Source organism: Sediminibacterium ginsengisoli (assembly GCF_900167075.1).
Taxonomy (GTDB): domain Bacteria; phylum Bacteroidota; class Bacteroidia; order Chitinophagales; family Chitinophagaceae; genus Sediminibacterium; species Sediminibacterium ginsengisoli.
The window spans coordinates 355,884-371,029 of the sequence record NZ_FUWH01000002.1 but is presented as its reverse complement, the minus strand read 5'-3'; the positions used below and the strand labels follow the sequence as shown (position 1 = coordinate 371,029).

Genomic DNA, 15,146 nt, shown 5'->3' with positions numbered 1-15,146 from the left:
TAAAGGTATCACAGGTTGTTCTCAACGTATGTGGTACCTTTTTTTTGCCCGCCATTCAACAAGGAGACGCGACCCGTTGACCCGGTTTACCTTACCTTTGCGCCAAATTATTTGATATGGATTTTTTAGCCCAACTTAAAATAACGGCACTGAACCCGGGCGTTTCCACCGGCAGTGAATGGATCAGCAGCAAAGGAGAACAGATCGATTCTTTCTCGCCCGTAGACGGTACAAAGACCGGCAGCGTAATGGCAGCTGACGAAACATCCTACAACGAAGTGATCGTTAAAGCAGAAGCAGCTTTCCGTGAATGGCGGTTATGGCCCGCGCCGAAGCGTGGTGAGATCGTACGCCAGGTAGGTGAGGCATTGCGCGACAACAAGGAGCCGCTCGGCAAACTTGTGAGCTATGAAATGGGTAAAAGCCTGCAGGAAGGTCTGGGTGAAGTACAGGAAATGATCGATATCTGCGATTTTGCAGTTGGGCTTTCACGCCAGCTTTACGGCCTTACCATGCATAGTGAGCGTCCTTCGCACCGCATGTATGAGCAGTGGCACCCGATCGGCGTAACCGGTATCATCTCAGCCTTTAACTTCCCTGTGGCAGTATGGAGCTGGAATGCAGCCCTGGCCTGGGTATGCGGTAACACTACCGTGTGGAAGCCAAGTGAAAAAACACCACTCTGCGCAATCGCAGTACAGAATATTGTAGCCGAAGTATTCAAAAAGAACCAGGTACCGGAAGGCGTTAACTGCCTGGTACAGGGGGGAAGAAGTGTGGGCGAATGGATCAGCAACGATACACGCATCCCGCTGGTATCTGCAACCGGTTCAACACGGATGGGCAAAGCTCTGAGTGCAACTGTAGCAGGCAGGCTGGGCAGGAGCATCCTGGAACTGGGCGGCAATAATGCCATTATCATTTCCAAAGATGCAGACCTGGATATGTCGATCATCGGCGCCGTATTCGGAGCAGTGGGAACGGCAGGACAAAGGTGTACCACCACCCGCCGCCTGATCATCCACGAATCCGTTTATGAAAGTTTCAAACAGAAACTGGTAAAAGCATACGGACAACTCCGCATCGGCAACCCGTTGGATACAGCCAATCACGTAGGACCACTGATCGATACAGACGCTGTAAAAATGTACCAGGACGCCATCGCACAGGGCAAACAGCAGGGTGCAAACTTCATTGTTGAAGGCGGCGTACTGGAAGGTGCAGGTTATGAAAGCGGCTGTTATGTAAAACCATGCATCGCAGAAGCAACCAATGATATGCCCATTGTGCAGCACGAGACATTTGCACCGATCCTGTACATCATGAAATACAATACCCTCGATGAAGCCATTGCAATGCAGAACGGGGTACCACAGGGGCTTTCTTCAGCGATCATGACACTGAACATGCGCGAAGCAGAACAGTTCCTTTCACATGGCGGAAGCGATTGCGGTATTGCCAACGTGAATATCGGCACAAGCGGCGCAGAGATCGGCGGTGCATTCGGCGGCGAGAAAGAAACCGGTGGCGGACGCGAAAGCGGAAGCGATGCATGGAAAGCATATATGCGCAGGCAGACCAATACCATCAACTGGGGCACTACACTGCCGCTGGCACAGGGTATTGTGTTCGACTTCAATTAATCGTTCAATACATATCATAACAGAAAAGCCCCGCACTTTGAAGAGCGGGGCTTTTTATTTTCAGACAGGAAACCTGTACTTGTTTTAGATATCGATCGCTTCGCCGTAAGCAGCTGCAGTAGCTTCTTTCAGACCTTCGCTCATTGTAGGGTGCGGGTGTACAGCATTCAGGATCTCGTGAGCTGTAGTTTCCAGCTTGCGGGCAACAACAGCTTCGGCAATGTTTTCAGTAACATTGTTACCGATCATATGACATCCGAGGAACTCACCGTATTTCGCATCGAAGATCACTTTTACAAAACCTTCAGTTGCGCCGGCAGCAGTTGCTTTACCACTGGCAACAAACGGAAATTTACCAACCTTGATCTCATATCCGGCTTCTTTTGCAGCTTTCTCGGTATAACCTACGCTTGAAATCTCCGGTGTGCAGTAAGTACAACCGGGGATATTGTTATAATCGAGCGGTTCAGGCAGATGGCTGGTCTTTTTCTCAGTATAAGCCATATGCTCTGCTGCGTTGATACCTTCTTTGGTTGCAACGTGTGCAAGCGCCTGACCCGGAGTACAATCGCCGATGGCGTAGATACCCGCCAGTGAAGTCTGCTGGTACTGATCCACAACGATCTTACCTTTTTCGGTTTTGATACCGCTTTCTTCAAGACCGATGTTCTCGATATTGGCTACCACGCCCACAGCGCTCAGAACGATATCTGCTTCAAGCGTTACGGTAGAACCATCCTGCTTTTTTACGGTTGCTTTTACGCCGTTGCCAGATGTATCAACAGATTCAACAGAAGAATTGGTCATGATCTCAATACCCTGTTTTTTGTATTGCTTTTCCAGTTCTTTGGAGATATCCTCATCTTCAACAGGAACGATGCGCGGCAGGAATTCAACGATGGTTACTTTGGTGCCCATACTGTTGTATACATATGCGAATTCTACTCCTATCGCGCCACTACCTACGATGATCATGCTTTTAGGCTGTGTGGTGATAGACATCGCTTCGCGGTAGCCGATCACTTTTTTGCCGTCCTGCTTCAGGTTTGGCAGTTCGCGGCTGCGACCGCCTGTTGCGATCACGATGTATTTGGATTCCACCACCTGCTTGCTGCCATCAGCCGCAGTTACTTCAACCTGGCCCTTGCCCTTGATGCGGCCATATCCGGGGATCACATCGATCTTGTTCTTTTTCATCAGGAACTGGATACCCTTGCTCATTTTATCCGCTACACCACGGCTGCGCTTGATCACACCTTCAAAATCGTGGGTTCCCGTGGCATTGATGCCATAATTGGCACTATGTTTCACATACTCATATACCTGCGCACTTTTCAGCAACGCCTTGGTAGGGATACAGCCCCAGTTAAGGCAGATACCACCCAGGCTTTCCTTTTCGATGATCGCTACTTTAAATCCTAACTGTGAAGCACGGATAGCTGCGGGATAACCGCCCGGTCCGCTACCAATTACAATGACGTCGTATGCCATAAAATATTGATTGTTGATTGAATAGATATGCAAACATGCTTTTGCGCAGCAAAAATACTTGCTATTGGCCAAATGGAAAAAAATGTCTGTATCCTGTATTTCATGCAAGTTTCTGCCGTTTTCCCGCCCGCCCTTAAACAGGTGATGGCCGCCAGGGCAGCCATCACCTGTTTAAACGTATTAAAACGGTTATTTCTTTTCGATTTCCCGTTTCATATTGCTCAGTGTCTCCTCCATATTCTTGCCCATCATGCCCTTCACGAATGGCAGCATGATGTTCATGGGATACGCCATGCTGCTGTGGAAGCTCCAGTTCACGTTTGTAGTGCTGGTATCGGTCTGTTGCAGCCTGACATTACATTCGGCCTTTCCTTCGAAAGGTTTGATGAAACGGAGCTCATAGGCAACCAGGTTGTTCTGCTCCAGTTTTGTGATCTGCTGCTCGCCCTTACCGGCTTTTTTCTCACTGTCCCAGGCATAGAGGAAGCCTACTGTGCCATCTGTTCCCGTGTAGGTTTTCTTCATTCCGGGATCCATCATCACCCACACATTGTAATAATCCTGGTTTTTAATCATACGTGCATAATCATACACCTGGGCCTGTGGCCGGTTAATGGTTATGTCACGCTCCATCGTATACTCTTTCGGCATGAACAGTGCAATTACCAGTACCAATACCAGTAACAGCAGGATCGCAATTATAATTTTTTTGAGAATTTTCATACAAAGGTTTTTGGTTTGCTTAAAAATACAATAAAGAAGCACTTTTTCATAATCTGACGGATTATCCCGGTACCCGGATGATCCGCAAACCATTATGGCTTCGTTGTGCAAACCTACCCCTGCCAGACATATTCCCTGCGGTGCGATTACGGCAAATTGAAGGCTGATTGCGACAGCCTATTCCCTGTTCATCAGTTTAAACGCTTCTTCAGGCGAAGCCAGGTACGCACGGTAAACAGCTTCCGTATCTCCTACCCTGATCTCGTACTGATCCTTCGCCCAGCTTTCCGTAAAAGCCTGCGCCACCTGTGCAGGAGGAATTCCCCGCTCGCCGCCAATGGCACTGGAGAATGTTGTGTTCACGAGAGGAGGCATCAGTTCATACACTTTCACAGAACTTTTCCGCAAAGCAAACCTCAGCGATTGCGTATAAGAGTGCAAGGCAGCTTTACTGGCCGAATAGGTGGGAATCAGCCCCGGCACAAATGCCACCACCGATGATACATTTACGATGGCTGACTCTTCCTGTTTTTTCAGTAACGGCAGCAGCAGGCTGTTCAGCCGGATAATTGAAAGATAATTCGTGAGCATTTCAGCCTCCGCATGCGTAAAAACATCCGCCTGTTCATCCGCGAGGTCCAGCAGAACTGCATGGCCGGCATTATTGACCACCATATTCAATTCCGGGAATTCCAGTTCCAGTTTCTGCACCAGTGCAGCTACGTCAACATTACTTGTTACGTCCGCTGCAACAGCCGTGGTATTCTCCAGTTCTGCAGCCGCTTTTTCCAGTCTTTCCTTATTCCTGCCGGTGATGATCACCTTATTGTTGCGGCTTAGCAGTTTTGCCAGTTCGAAACCTATACCGGCACTTCCGCCGGTTATCAGGATCGTGTTACCTGTTGTTTTCATTCTATTTTGTTTTAGTATTCATTTATTATATACCGATCGGTATATGTGTTAGAAAAAAAATTTATTTGCTCAATCCTCTGATAAGGTCTTCGGCAGTTGCCAGTACCAGATCAAGATCCTGTTTATTCTTTGATGTTCTGCTCAGCAGAATCGCGCCTTCTATAAGTGCGATCAGGGATAAAGCTGTTCTTTCAGGATCAGCGGTTTTCCTGAATTCCCCGTTCTCAACTCCTGCGCGTATGATCTGCACCAGTGATTTTTTCCAGGAAGTAAATGCCGCTGCCGCCTGTTTGCGCAAAGGCTCATTCGTATCGTCTGCTTCAATGGCCGTATTCATGATGGGGCAGCCTCCGTCCGGGAAAAGGTGACGGCTACTGCTGCTGAAAACCCTTACGTTAGCAAGCAGCTTCCCTTTGGCAGTCGTTTCCGCTTTAACCTGCTGCTGTATAACGGATATCCTGTTCGCAACATTGAATGCAAATGCTTCCTGCGCTACTTCTTCCTTATTCAGGAAATTCCCATAAATACTCCCTTTTGTAAGGCCGGTTGCTTCGGTAAGATCAGACATGGAAGTACCCGCATAACCTTTCCGGTTAAATACACCCGCCGTAACTTCTGTAATAAAACGGCGTGTCTGCTCCGAACGCGGGACGAACTTCATATTGCAAATATACCAATTGGTATATGAAAGATCAAAAAAAACTTTCCGCTCATCCAATAGTGGTTTCCTTTGAACAAAAGATCACTAATTTACATTCCTATCTTTTCAGGTAAAACCGTTATTATGCCGGCTTATTTCGAGGACCAGCTACTGGAAAAACAGGATTACAAAATCCAAAACCTGCCAACAGGTGATTATGCAGGCTGCACCTTCAATCACTGCGACTTTTCCGGAACATCTTTATCTGGGGTTTCTTTTGAAGATTGTGTATTTTCGGATTGCAATTTCAGCCTGAGCAAACTTCACGGTACAACTTTCCGGGATGTAAAATTCAACGGTTGCAAGATGCTGGGACTGCATTTTGAAGATTGTAATCCATACGGGCTGGCCCTGCAGTTCGACCACTGTATCCTGAATCACAGCTCTTTTTACAAAGCGAAGATCAGGAAGACGGTTTTCAAAAATACGCAGCTGATTGAAACGGATTTCACTGAAGCGGATCTTACCGGTTCTGTATTTACGGATTGTGAACTCAGTGGTGCCAAATTTGAACAGACCATACTGGAAAAAACCGATCTGCGCGGAGCGGTGAACTTTATCATAGACCCGGAGATCAATAAAATAAAAAGGGCCAGGTTCGGCCTGTCCGGCTTACCTGGCCTGTTAACCCGTTACGACATCGAGATCGACCACAAAAGTTAGGCTTGCTCTGCGACGTTTTCAGGTTGGTTACAAACATCAACGATCGTAAATGTCTTGTTACCGGCAGGAACCTGCCAGTTTACTTTCGCACCTTTTTTAAACCCGATCAGCGCAATAGCGATCGGTGCGAATACAGACACTTTCCGACTCTTGATATCTGCTTTTTCAGGAAGTACAAGTGTGAGCTCGATGAGTTTGTCCTTCTCTCCTTCTTTTATCCGTACAGTAGAATTGATCCGGACCACATCGGCCGGGAGTTCCTGTGCTTTTACCAGTTTGGCCTTCTTCAGTTCTTCCTGCAGCATCACAGCATTCTGCCTGTCTGCAACAGTGGTCTGTGTCTGCCTTTTGATATAGGTACTGATCACGTCAAAATCTTCGGGTGTGATCATCAGTTCATTATTCTCGTTCTGCATAACTATCAGTTTAATTGTTGATAATCCTGTTTAAATATTTTTCGGCTGGCGGCGAAATAGATCTCTTCAAAACTCCTCGTCCTCTGTTCATCCACACGTCTGAAGAAACGGGCTGCTTTGATCTCATCAGGACTGCTGAACCCGCATGCTTCCATGATCTCTTTTGTAGCTGCCAGTGTATTGGCATGAAAGCTGGCTACCCGGTTCTTCTTATCTGTTACATCAAGTCCGTTATACAATGTTTCATCCTGCGTTGCCACACCGGCAGGGCATTTATCGCTGTCGCATTTCAGTGCCTGTATACAGCCCAAAGCGAACATCATTCCTCTTGCGCTGTAGCAGGCTGATGCACCAAGTGCAAGGGCTTTCAGAATATCGAACCCGGTAATGATCTTACCTGCTGCTATGATCCTGATCTTTTCTGAAAAACCAAATGCATCCAGTGTGCGCCGGACGAATGTGAGCCCTTCATACAAAGGCATCCCGAGATGATCGGTGAATTCCAGTGGTGCGGCACCTGTTCCTCCTTCTGCACCATCCACACAGATAAAATCGGGCAGGATCCCGGTAGTTACCATCGCATCGCAGATATCGATGAACTCCTGCTTGTCGCCAATACATAATTTGAAGCCGACAGGCTTCCCTTCGCTGAGATTGCGCAGCAGCTGCAGGAACTTCAGTAATCCTACCGGTCCGTCGAATGCGCTGTGCCTTGCCGGTGAATGGATCGTGGTGCCTTGTGCAACATTCCTGATGGCGGCAATCTCCTGTGTGTTCTTCGCTGCAGGTAATATACCGCCCTTGCCGGGTTTCGCGCCCTGCGACAATTTCACTTCGATCATTTTCACGTTCGGAAGCAGGGCTTTTTGTCTGAAGGATGACATATGAAACCCGCCATTCTCGTTCCTGCAACCGAAATAACCTGTACCGATCTGCCAGATAAGATCACCGCCGCGCATATGATAATCGCTGATCCCGCCTTCGCCGGTGTTCTGTGCAAATCCACCAAGAGCAGCCCCTTCATTCAATGCAGTAACAGCAGTCTTGCTCAGGGCACCGTAACTCATCGCACCTATATTGAAAATACTGGCTACATAAGGTTGCGAGCACTGGGAATGACCGATTTTTACGCGCAGGCTTTCCGTTTTTACGGAAACAGGGTAAATGGAATGGCCCACCCATTCGTAACCAGGTGCGGAAGGATCGGCCTGCATACCGAACGCAACCGTCTGTTTCTGGTTCTTCGACCGCTGGTAAACGATCGAACGTTGCCTGCGGTTAAAGGGTTTACCATTGAGATCGTCTTCGAAAAAATACTGCCTGATCTCCGGCCGGATATTTTCCAGCATATAACGGAAATGCGCAAGTATGGGGTAATTGCGCCGCAACGCATGTTTTTTCTGCAGCACATCGTACAATGCCAGCAGTAAAAGCGGCAAAGTGATACATAGTAGCCAGTACCTGTTTGAATCGTACACAAAAGCGCTTTTCAGCACAACGGTATTCAGCAGCACGAGTATGGCTATGATGGTACCACTGACGGAAATATTTTTTTTATGAATAGACATATGATAGAATTTGCATCCTGAAAATGTGGCGAATTACGATTATCCCACCCGATGCAAAAAGAGGCTGTACTGATAAGCATTCCATGCTTATTGCTATTGCCCGCGGTAATGATACCCGGCTAATATGATCTGTTTGAAATAAGGAACAGCACTGCTTTTATGACCCGACAGGACAAAATTCCGCGGCTGCCTGTGAAATCAGGCCGCGGCCTGCGTTTTAAAAGCTTTGAAGCTGGAGAAATAATACAGGTTAGACGTAAAAGGAAGAAACTCTGTAAATGAGCAGGTGTAACAATCCGCCGTATCACGTACAACAAAGTACCTGACAGGTGTTAACGGCTTGATATGTGGAATAATACCCTGCATGTTTGAGCAAACATAGGAAATTATATTTATTCAAACCGTTAAATCAGTCGGCCTGGTTCATTGCAGTGGCAAAGGTATTTACCAGAGTGTGAATAACAGTGCGATTGCCGCACAAGCCATCACCAGGAATGTAGCCCAGAGGAATGTTTTGGATAACCAGCCGCTTTTGAATTTACCCATGATCTTTTCATCCGATGCGATCTTGACTACCAGGAATAAGAGGGGCACAGCAGCGATGCCGTTGATAACTGCCGTATAAACCAGCGCTTTTACGGGATCTATCCCGATAAAATTGATGATCAGTCCTACAATAGTTGCAATCGTGATCACACCATAAAAACCATGCGCTTTACGGAGCTTGAGATTAAAGCTGGCATTCCAGTTAAATGCTTCAGATACGGCGTAGGCGGCCGAGCCGGACAAAACAGGCACGGCAAGCATACCGAGCCCTATGATACCGATGGAAAAGATCAGCTTGGCAAGATAACCGGCGTGCGGAAAAGAACTTACCAGCGGTTCCAGGGCTTTGGCTGCATCGGAAGCGTTACGGATATCCGTTACACCGCTTTTATGCAATACGGTTGCGCCAACCAGTAAAATACACCAGGTTGTGAATTCGGAAATGATCATACCTACCGTATTGTCTTTGCGCATGGCCCGGATATGCGGCCAGCGCACCCTGGGTTTCCCGTTTACGATCATTCCTTTTTCCTGTAACTCCTCCACTTCCTGTGACGCTTCCCAGAAAAACATATAAGGTGTAATGGTTGTGCCGAAAACACCCGTAATAATGAACAGGAATGCAAACGTGAATTCAAAATGAGGAACCACCGTTGCGCGTAATACTTCCGGCCAGGGCTGATCTACGATAAAAACTGTGATGGGATACGCAAGCAATGCCAGCGCCAGCCATTTAAGGATCCGGGCGTAAACCCGGTAACTTGTGAATACTTCCAGCAGCAATATACCTGCCGTGAAGAGCAACGTCAATACAACAAACGGAACAGGGATCAATAATTGGGCAGCTGCTGCCATTGCACCGATATCTGCACCGATATTGATGGTATTGGCTACTACCACCAGCCCTACCACACTGTATAATATTTTGCTACTGTAATGTTCGCGTACAACCGCTGCAATGCCTTTACCCGTCACTAGTCCGATTCTCGCGCAGGCTTCCTGCACGGCAATCATGAAGGGCAGCATATATAAAGCTGTCCACAGTTGCCCGTATCCGAACTGGGCGCCCGTCTGCGAATAAGTAGCTATACCAGACGGGTCATCGTCGGCCGCACCGGTAGTAAGCCCGGGACCTAACAGTCCGAACACTTTACCTAATTTTCTTTTCCGGATCCGTCTTTTTTGTTTGGCACTCATTTGTTGTTGTTGAAAGGCTCGTTTATTTCAATCCCTAATCCAGCTTCAGTTTCTCCTCTTCAAAATCCAGCCGGTGCAGGAATTTCCTGACCACTTCTTCATCGATACGTGAATCAGTCTTATTCCTCTGCAACAGGAATTCGCGTTGCCGGCTGATAACCGACCTGTAGATAACTGCGATATGTTCTTCCAGCTTGTCCGTTCCATGGGCCTGCAGCTGGTGCTGCCATTGTCCGGCCAGTTTTTGCAATAAAAGATCCTGTCCGAGCTGATCCGGATGGTTGGTCTGCAAATATTCCAGCGCCTCGCGCGCCAGTGCTTCGCGAAGCTCACGGATCGTTTCCTCTTCCGGCTGATGATCGTTGAATTCTTTCATTTTTATTTTCCTGATCAGTACGGGCAAAGTCAGCCCCTGTAAAACCAAGGTTACGAGTATCACAACAAATGTGATATACAGGATCAGGTTACGGTGGGGGAACGGAGTACCATTATCCAGTGTTACGGGGATCGATAATGCTGCCGCCAGCGAAACCACACCGCGCATGCCGGTCCAGCCCAGCACCAGCGGCGCTTTCATACCCGGCCTGTTATCGGCAACGGTAATAAAGCGACTGGCCAGCATGGTCACGATCACGGCGCCGTAGGCAGCGAGCATCCTGCCCAGGATCAGTACGGCAGTGATCAGCAGACTATAGCCTGTAGCCTCGTAAAAGCTGATACCATCCGCTTTCAGGCCTTCGATGATTTCAGGCATGTCCAGCCCGATCAGGAGAAACACCAGGCCATTCAGCAGGAATACCAGGCTTTGCCAGACATTCTCGCTGCGCAGCCTTGACGTAACGTTGAGGAAGCGATGCCTGTGGTAAGACAGGAAAAGTCCGCCGCTGACCACAGCGAGTACGCCTGAAGCATGCACTTCTTCTGCTGCGATATACATAGCATAAGGCGTGATCAGCGTAAGAATAATATCTGCATTTGCATCTGTAGGCAGCCATTTATGTGCTTTAAGAAAAAGCATTCCTACCAATAATCCGATCACCGTTCCACCGGCTACCATCCAGCAAAAACTCAGTGCGGCCTGGTGCCAGACAAACTGGCCGGTAGCAACCGCGATCAGGGCAAAACGGAAAATGATCAGGGAAGATGCATCATTGAGCAGGCTCTCACCTTCCAGGATCATTGACATACGCTTCGGGACCTTCACAAATTTCAATATTGCTCCGGCACTTACCGCATCCGGAGGCGAGACGATGCCACCGAGGAGAAATCCCAGCGCTAATGAAAACCCCGGGATCCATGCGTTTACAACAAAGGCAACAGAAATAGCGGTAAGAAAAACAACCACAAATGCAAAACTGCCAATGATCCTGCGCCAGCGCCAGAGCTCTTTCCAGGAATTGGCCCAGGCAGCTTCGTACAACAGGGGCGGAAGAAATATCACAAAGATCAGTTCCGGGTCTATTTTCAATACCGGGATACCAGGAATAAAACTGATGATAAGCCCTGCCAGCACGAGCAGCACAGGATAAGCTACTTTGATCTTATTGCCCAGCATGATCAGCAAAAGGATCAGCACGATCAATGCGAGGTAAAAAGGAAAATGATCCAGCATAGGTTAGTTTATGACGAAGTAAGGATCTGACCTTCAATATTGATGTCAATCGCTGCTAAAAGTTAAAACATTCAGCGCAATCAGGAAAAAAAAGAATGTACCTGGTAGAGGTGCAGTTCGGGCATGTTGCCGGTTACCAGCATATCTGCACTGCGCAGCCAGGCATGCCCCTTATAAACGCCGGTCTCATCTTTATAAAATCCAATGTAAAGGGTACTGGGTATTCCTTTCTTACGCAGCAGGATCTTGGCAGTCAGTGATCTTGTATAACATTCCGTTTTCCAGAATGTGTACCGGTCTGCAAGGGCTAATGCAGTTTTCACTTCTGTACGGTATTGCAGGGTTTCGGGGTCGGGTAGTTTATCGGTTTCAATACTGTCTGTACCCAGCCATTTCATCACTTTCCTGAAAGGAAGAAAGCTAAGTGTAAAACGCACGAGACCCGACAGAAAAAGCGCCCTGAAAAAAAGGAACTTTTGCCGGGTTGAGAAATGAAAAAAAATGCGCGTTTTTTTTACGAGAGACATAAGGATCTAGCTTCAAAATGGCAAGATAGCTATTTTACGTGCAGTAACTGCTAAGTGTTACCGGTAGCTGTTTACCCAAACAACGATATAAAGCCTGTGTACATCTGATGTTATCTGCGTAATATAAAGACATGTTCAGTTCCAGCATATTGTCTTCAAAGATTACCACCGTATTATTCGGATGGCACCAACCACGCATATAATGGATTACGCTTATATTTGTCAATCAAATATAATCGTTTTTACTCATGCATCAGTATTGGGGATTTGGCTTGTACATCACATCAGAAATTGAGTTTCCGGAATTGTATCCGTTTCCATTTTCAGAAGTACCTGACATTACCATACAATATGGCAATACTCCAAAGGAACTTAGGGGTGAGCCAACGCTAAAGAGAGTAGATATGTTGGTTGCACCTACCGAATACCTTCTTAAAGTGAATGGCATTGCGAGCTATTATGCAAGTAATGGCAACAGAATCATTGTACAGCCAGCTGCCGGCGCAGACATCAGCAGTGTTCGTCTTTTTTTACTGAGCAACGCTATCACAGCCATCCTTTATCAGCGGAATACAATTCCTTTACATGCATCTGCTGTAGTGTATAATGAGAAGCTTATACTTTTCTGTGGGCATTCAAGGGCAGGAAAATCCACACTTGCCACTAAGTTGAACGCACTAGGTTATCCGATATTTTCGGATGACATATGTGTATTAAAAATCAGCAATGATGATAAGTTAGTTATTTATCCTTCTTATCCGATGTCTAAACTGTGGGAAGACAGCTTCGATCTTTTATCGGTGCAACGAAGCGAATTGAATGTTCAGCTAAGACCTCATCTGGCGAAATACGGAAATTATTTCCACGGTTCTTTTGACATGCTCTCAAGAGACATCTTCTGCACATTCATATTGAATGATTCACATCCTGCTACTAAAGAAGATGTAGAGATTAGAAAAATAAGTTCAATGGAAGCATCTTTAGCATTATTCAAAATGCCATATAGACAATTGCAATTGGATGGTATGCTAAAACGGGCTGTCAATTTCTCCACCTTGTCCAAACTATCCACAACTTCCTCGGTATATGAAATAAGGAGGGACCAGAACCTGAATACAATTAACCTGCTGGCGGAAAAAGTTATTGAATTAATACATTTCAAATGAGGATTGATGTTGCGAAAAAAATAGTCTGGCTTGCATCCTATCCGAAATCAGGTAATACATGGTTCAGGATGTTCTTATCTGCACTACTGAAAAACGATGGTGCATTTAATATCAATACACCTGAAATCCAGGGCATTTTTTCATCAAGAGCGCTTTTTGAGCAATTCACAGATTTCGACTCCGGTTATCTTTACAGGCATGAAGTATTGCAGTTGCTCCCGGAGGTGTTCACGGAATTCGCCAACCTGAACCAATCTTCAGAGAAGCTGTTCCTTAAAGTTCACGACGCATATATTCTGAATGAAAAAGGGCTTCCTATAATACCAGCTGCTCCAACAAGATGTGCTGTTTATTTTATCAGAAATCCACTTGACATTGTTGCATCTTTTTCAAATCATATGGGCAAATCTTTCGACCAAATGATCCTAACCATGAACAACCCCATGGCATTCCTGGCATCTCAAAAAAACAACCTGAATAACGAAAGCCAGTTTCCGCAACTGCTGCTAAGTTGGAGCGAACATGTATTAAGTTGGAAATATGTTACTCAATTTCCAGTTCTAATAATCAGGTATGAAGATATGCTTGCCGACACACTGGCTACATTTTCCAGGATTACGGATTTTATTGGTTTGCAAGCATCTCAACAGGAAATCAATAAAGCTTTAGCTACTACCAGCTTTCATCAGTTAAAACAACAAGAATCTACTGCCGGGTTTAATGAAATAAATCCATCAAGATCTTTTTTCAGGCAGGGGCAGGCTGGGAAATGGGTAGATGAATTAACAAAAGAGCAAGCTAATTTGATCATCAGTACGCATGGAACTGTAATGCAGCAGTATGGTTACCCTTCAAGTTTAATTATGGAATAGATGACACTGCAAAAATGGAATATTTATTTTTGGGTAAAATCCAGCTTTTCTATTTCCTTATTTTCTCTTACATTCTTCCAGAAATCGCGGAGCAACCAGTATTTAGCACCATAATGAGTAAATATCTCATTGTCAGCATCTATGTCAGTAGCCGCTGTAAAAGATATCAACTGACGGGGAAAATCTATATTTTTATGCGTATTAGGCTTATCAGCATGATTATAAATGGATCCAAAACCAAGAGCCAGATATTGTTTAACACCATACGTCTGGCATTCTGTGCACGTGCATGATTTGTTACCCCACACATAATCATTAATTACATCATCATGCTGAGCTTTCTGGCGATAGCCAAGTTTTAGCAGTTTCGCCTGTTCGATCAGTTCTCCGGCAAATATTTTCTCCCTGGCAAAAATACCGAAGCCATGCACAGGCGATTTTCTTATCTCTATTTTAGAAGGACCGCCAATCACATCACGAGGCGGCTTTTCTTTTTTGCATAAAGGTGGTTCCGTTATTGGTGAAATATCTGGTTGGCCTGTAAAAATCACCTGCGTATCGGAAAAATTTACCTGGGTATGCTGCAATTCGGGGAAATTTCTGAGCAATTCCTGCAATTGTATTTTTACTGCTTCAGTCATCCGATTGATTTAGGAGAATACTACAATGATTTATAATGCAACACCTTTGAATTGAGTTTACTCTTTATGCACAACAAAACCCTTTATACAACCTCATTTCATAAAAAAGGAAAGTATTTCATGCCGTTTAAAGTCTTTAACTTTTATTCTTTTCATTGTACAATTTCAATAGCATGAATTGATTGCATCTGTGTAAGGTAGTTAAGTGTATTCAGAATACATTGCTCCGCTTTCACATCATATTCTGCAATAAGCTGGTCTACAAGTTCACCAATTATTTTCGGTTCCGGTATTTTTTCCCAAATATCTGTTCCTACTTCGTTAAGGCCGATATAATCCCCACTTTCAAGATCCATCATAACAGTTTCCGTACCAACCCTGCTGATCAGGAATTTTTTTTCGTTGCGACGAATTACCGAATTTAAAGTAAGAGGGTATTGAGACATGAAATATGTTTTGATGAATTTAG

15 protein-coding genes are annotated in these 15,146 nt (G+C 45.9%); 4 read left to right on the top strand and 11 right to left on the bottom strand.

Features of this window, described 5'->3' with window-relative positions; translation table 11 throughout:
• Positions 1 to 116: 116 nt before the first annotated feature.
• On the top strand, positions 117 to 1,643 hold the full coding sequence (gene amaB, locus B5D42_RS04720) for an L-piperidine-6-carboxylate dehydrogenase (RefSeq protein ID WP_078830290.1): 1,527 nt from the start codon (positions 117 to 119) through the stop codon (positions 1,641 to 1,643).
• A gap of 84 nt (positions 1,644 to 1,727) precedes the next feature.
• Here the strand turns inward: amaB and lpdA are convergent, their stop codons facing one another.
• From lpdA to B5D42_RS04700, 4 genes are all read right to left on the bottom strand, one after another.
• Positions 1,728 to 3,134, bottom strand: a complete 1,407-nt coding sequence (gene lpdA, locus B5D42_RS04715; RefSeq protein ID WP_078830289.1) for a dihydrolipoyl dehydrogenase — start codon at positions 3,132 to 3,134, stop codon at positions 1,728 to 1,730.
• A gap of 189 nt (positions 3,135 to 3,323) precedes the next feature.
• Positions 3,324 to 3,857, bottom strand: coding sequence for an SRPBCC family protein (locus B5D42_RS04710; RefSeq protein WP_176112902.1), 534 nt, complete (start codon positions 3,855 to 3,857; stop codon positions 3,324 to 3,326).
• A 177-nt stretch (positions 3,858 to 4,034) separates the two neighbouring features.
• Positions 4,035 to 4,769: an SDR family oxidoreductase gene (locus tag B5D42_RS04705; RefSeq protein ID WP_078830287.1), complete on the bottom strand. Its 735-nt coding sequence runs from the start codon at positions 4,767 to 4,769 to the stop codon at positions 4,035 to 4,037.
• A 61-nt stretch (positions 4,770 to 4,830) separates the two neighbouring features.
• A complete protein-coding gene (locus B5D42_RS04700; protein ID WP_078830286.1) occupies positions 4,831 to 5,430 on the bottom strand; it encodes a TetR/AcrR family transcriptional regulator in 600 nt (199 codons plus the stop codon).
• A 123-nt stretch (positions 5,431 to 5,553) separates the two neighbouring features.
• On the opposite strand from B5D42_RS04700, the gene B5D42_RS04695 reads away from it, so the two are divergent.
• Positions 5,554 to 6,132, top strand: a complete 579-nt coding sequence (locus tag B5D42_RS04695) for a pentapeptide repeat-containing protein (protein ID WP_078830285.1) — start codon at positions 5,554 to 5,556, stop codon at positions 6,130 to 6,132.
• Here B5D42_RS04695 and B5D42_RS04690 read toward each other — a convergent pair.
• The 5 genes from B5D42_RS04690 to B5D42_RS04670 form a co-directional block, all read right to left on the bottom strand.
• Positions 6,129 to 6,548, bottom strand: coding sequence for a GreA/GreB family elongation factor (locus tag B5D42_RS04690; RefSeq protein WP_078830284.1), 420 nt, complete (start codon positions 6,546 to 6,548; stop codon positions 6,129 to 6,131). The two genes, B5D42_RS04695 and B5D42_RS04690, sit on opposite strands and share 4 nt — an antisense overlap.
• Before the next feature lie 5 nt (positions 6,549 to 6,553).
• The gene (locus tag B5D42_RS04685) at positions 6,554 to 8,116 is read right to left on the bottom strand and encodes an FMN-binding glutamate synthase family protein (RefSeq protein ID WP_078830283.1); all 1,563 of its coding nucleotides are present in this window, start codon (positions 8,114 to 8,116) and stop codon (positions 6,554 to 6,556) included.
• 444 nt (positions 8,117 to 8,560) lie between these two features.
• On the bottom strand, positions 8,561 to 9,859 hold the full coding sequence (locus B5D42_RS04680; protein WP_078830282.1) for an NRAMP family divalent metal transporter: 1,299 nt from the start codon (positions 9,857 to 9,859) through the stop codon (positions 8,561 to 8,563).
• A 34-nt stretch (positions 9,860 to 9,893) separates the two neighbouring features.
• The gene (locus B5D42_RS04675) at positions 9,894 to 11,471 is read right to left on the bottom strand and encodes a Na+/H+ antiporter (protein WP_078830281.1); all 1,578 of its coding nucleotides are present in this window, start codon (positions 11,469 to 11,471) and stop codon (positions 9,894 to 9,896) included.
• 80 nt (positions 11,472 to 11,551) lie between these two features.
• Positions 11,552 to 11,998, bottom strand: coding sequence for a lasso peptide biosynthesis B2 protein (locus B5D42_RS04670; protein WP_078830280.1), 447 nt, complete (start codon positions 11,996 to 11,998; stop codon positions 11,552 to 11,554).
• 248 nt (positions 11,999 to 12,246) lie between these two features.
• Here B5D42_RS04670 and B5D42_RS04665 point away from each other — a divergent pair, with 248 nt between their 5' ends.
• On the top strand, positions 12,247 to 13,164 hold the full coding sequence (locus B5D42_RS04665) for an ATP-binding protein (RefSeq protein ID WP_078830279.1): 918 nt from the start codon (positions 12,247 to 12,249) through the stop codon (positions 13,162 to 13,164).
• On the top strand, positions 13,161 to 14,036 hold the full coding sequence (locus B5D42_RS04660; RefSeq protein ID WP_078830278.1) for a sulfotransferase domain-containing protein: 876 nt from the start codon (positions 13,161 to 13,163) through the stop codon (positions 14,034 to 14,036). The genes B5D42_RS04665 and B5D42_RS04660 overlap by 4 nt, the downstream gene beginning before the upstream one ends.
• A 23-nt stretch (positions 14,037 to 14,059) precedes the next feature.
• Here B5D42_RS04660 and B5D42_RS04655 read toward each other — a convergent pair whose 3' ends face one another.
• Together B5D42_RS04655 and B5D42_RS04650 are read right to left on the bottom strand one after the other, a co-directional pair.
• Positions 14,060 to 14,677, bottom strand: a complete 618-nt coding sequence (locus B5D42_RS04655; protein WP_078830277.1) for an SET domain-containing protein-lysine N-methyltransferase — start codon at positions 14,675 to 14,677, stop codon at positions 14,060 to 14,062.
• 152 nt (positions 14,678 to 14,829) lie between these two features.
• Positions 14,830 to 15,123 (bottom strand): PqqD family peptide modification chaperone, encoded by a 294-nt coding sequence (locus B5D42_RS04650; protein WP_139366986.1) that lies wholly within the window; start codon positions 15,121 to 15,123, stop codon positions 14,830 to 14,832.
• Positions 15,124 to 15,146 lie beyond the last annotated feature (23 nt).

Coding starts and splice junctions, on each gene's coding strand:
- B5D42_RS04685 (WP_078830283.1), bottom strand. CDS start 8,116: ATGTCTATTCATAAAAAAAATATTTCCGTCAGTGGTACCATCATAGCC.
- B5D42_RS04660 (WP_078830278.1), top strand. CDS start 13,161: ATGAGGATTGATGTTGCGAAAAAAATAGTCTGGCTTGCATCCTATCCG.
- lpdA (WP_078830289.1), bottom strand. CDS start 3,134: ATGGCATACGACGTCATTGTAATTGGTAGCGGACCGGGCGGTTATCCC.
- B5D42_RS04680 (WP_078830282.1), bottom strand. CDS start 9,859: ATGAGTGCCAAACAAAAAAGACGGATCCGGAAAAGAAAATTAGGTAAA.
- amaB (WP_078830290.1), top strand. CDS start 117: ATGGATTTTTTAGCCCAACTTAAAATAACGGCACTGAACCCGGGCGTT.
- B5D42_RS04650 (WP_139366986.1), bottom strand. CDS start 15,123: ATGTCTCAATACCCTCTTACTTTAAATTCGGTAATTCGTCGCAACGAA.
- B5D42_RS04690 (WP_078830284.1), bottom strand. CDS start 6,548: ATGCAGAACGAGAATAATGAACTGATGATCACACCCGAAGATTTTGAC.
- B5D42_RS04670 (WP_078830280.1), bottom strand. CDS start 11,998: ATGTCTCTCGTAAAAAAAACGCGCATTTTTTTTCATTTCTCAACCCGG.
- B5D42_RS04700 (WP_078830286.1), bottom strand. CDS start 5,430: ATGAAGTTCGTCCCGCGTTCGGAGCAGACACGCCGTTTTATTACAGAA.
- B5D42_RS04655 (WP_078830277.1), bottom strand. CDS start 14,677: ATGACTGAAGCAGTAAAAATACAATTGCAGGAATTGCTCAGAAATTTC.
- B5D42_RS04665 (WP_078830279.1), top strand. CDS start 12,247: ATGCATCAGTATTGGGGATTTGGCTTGTACATCACATCAGAAATTGAG.
- B5D42_RS04695 (WP_078830285.1), top strand. CDS start 5,554: ATGCCGGCTTATTTCGAGGACCAGCTACTGGAAAAACAGGATTACAAA.
- B5D42_RS04710 (WP_176112902.1), bottom strand. CDS start 3,857: ATGAAAATTCTCAAAAAAATTATAATTGCGATCCTGCTGTTACTGGTA.
- B5D42_RS04705 (WP_078830287.1), bottom strand. CDS start 4,769: ATGAAAACAACAGGTAACACGATCCTGATAACCGGCGGAAGTGCCGGT.
- B5D42_RS04675 (WP_078830281.1), bottom strand. CDS start 11,471: ATGCTGGATCATTTTCCTTTTTACCTCGCATTGATCGTGCTGATCCTT.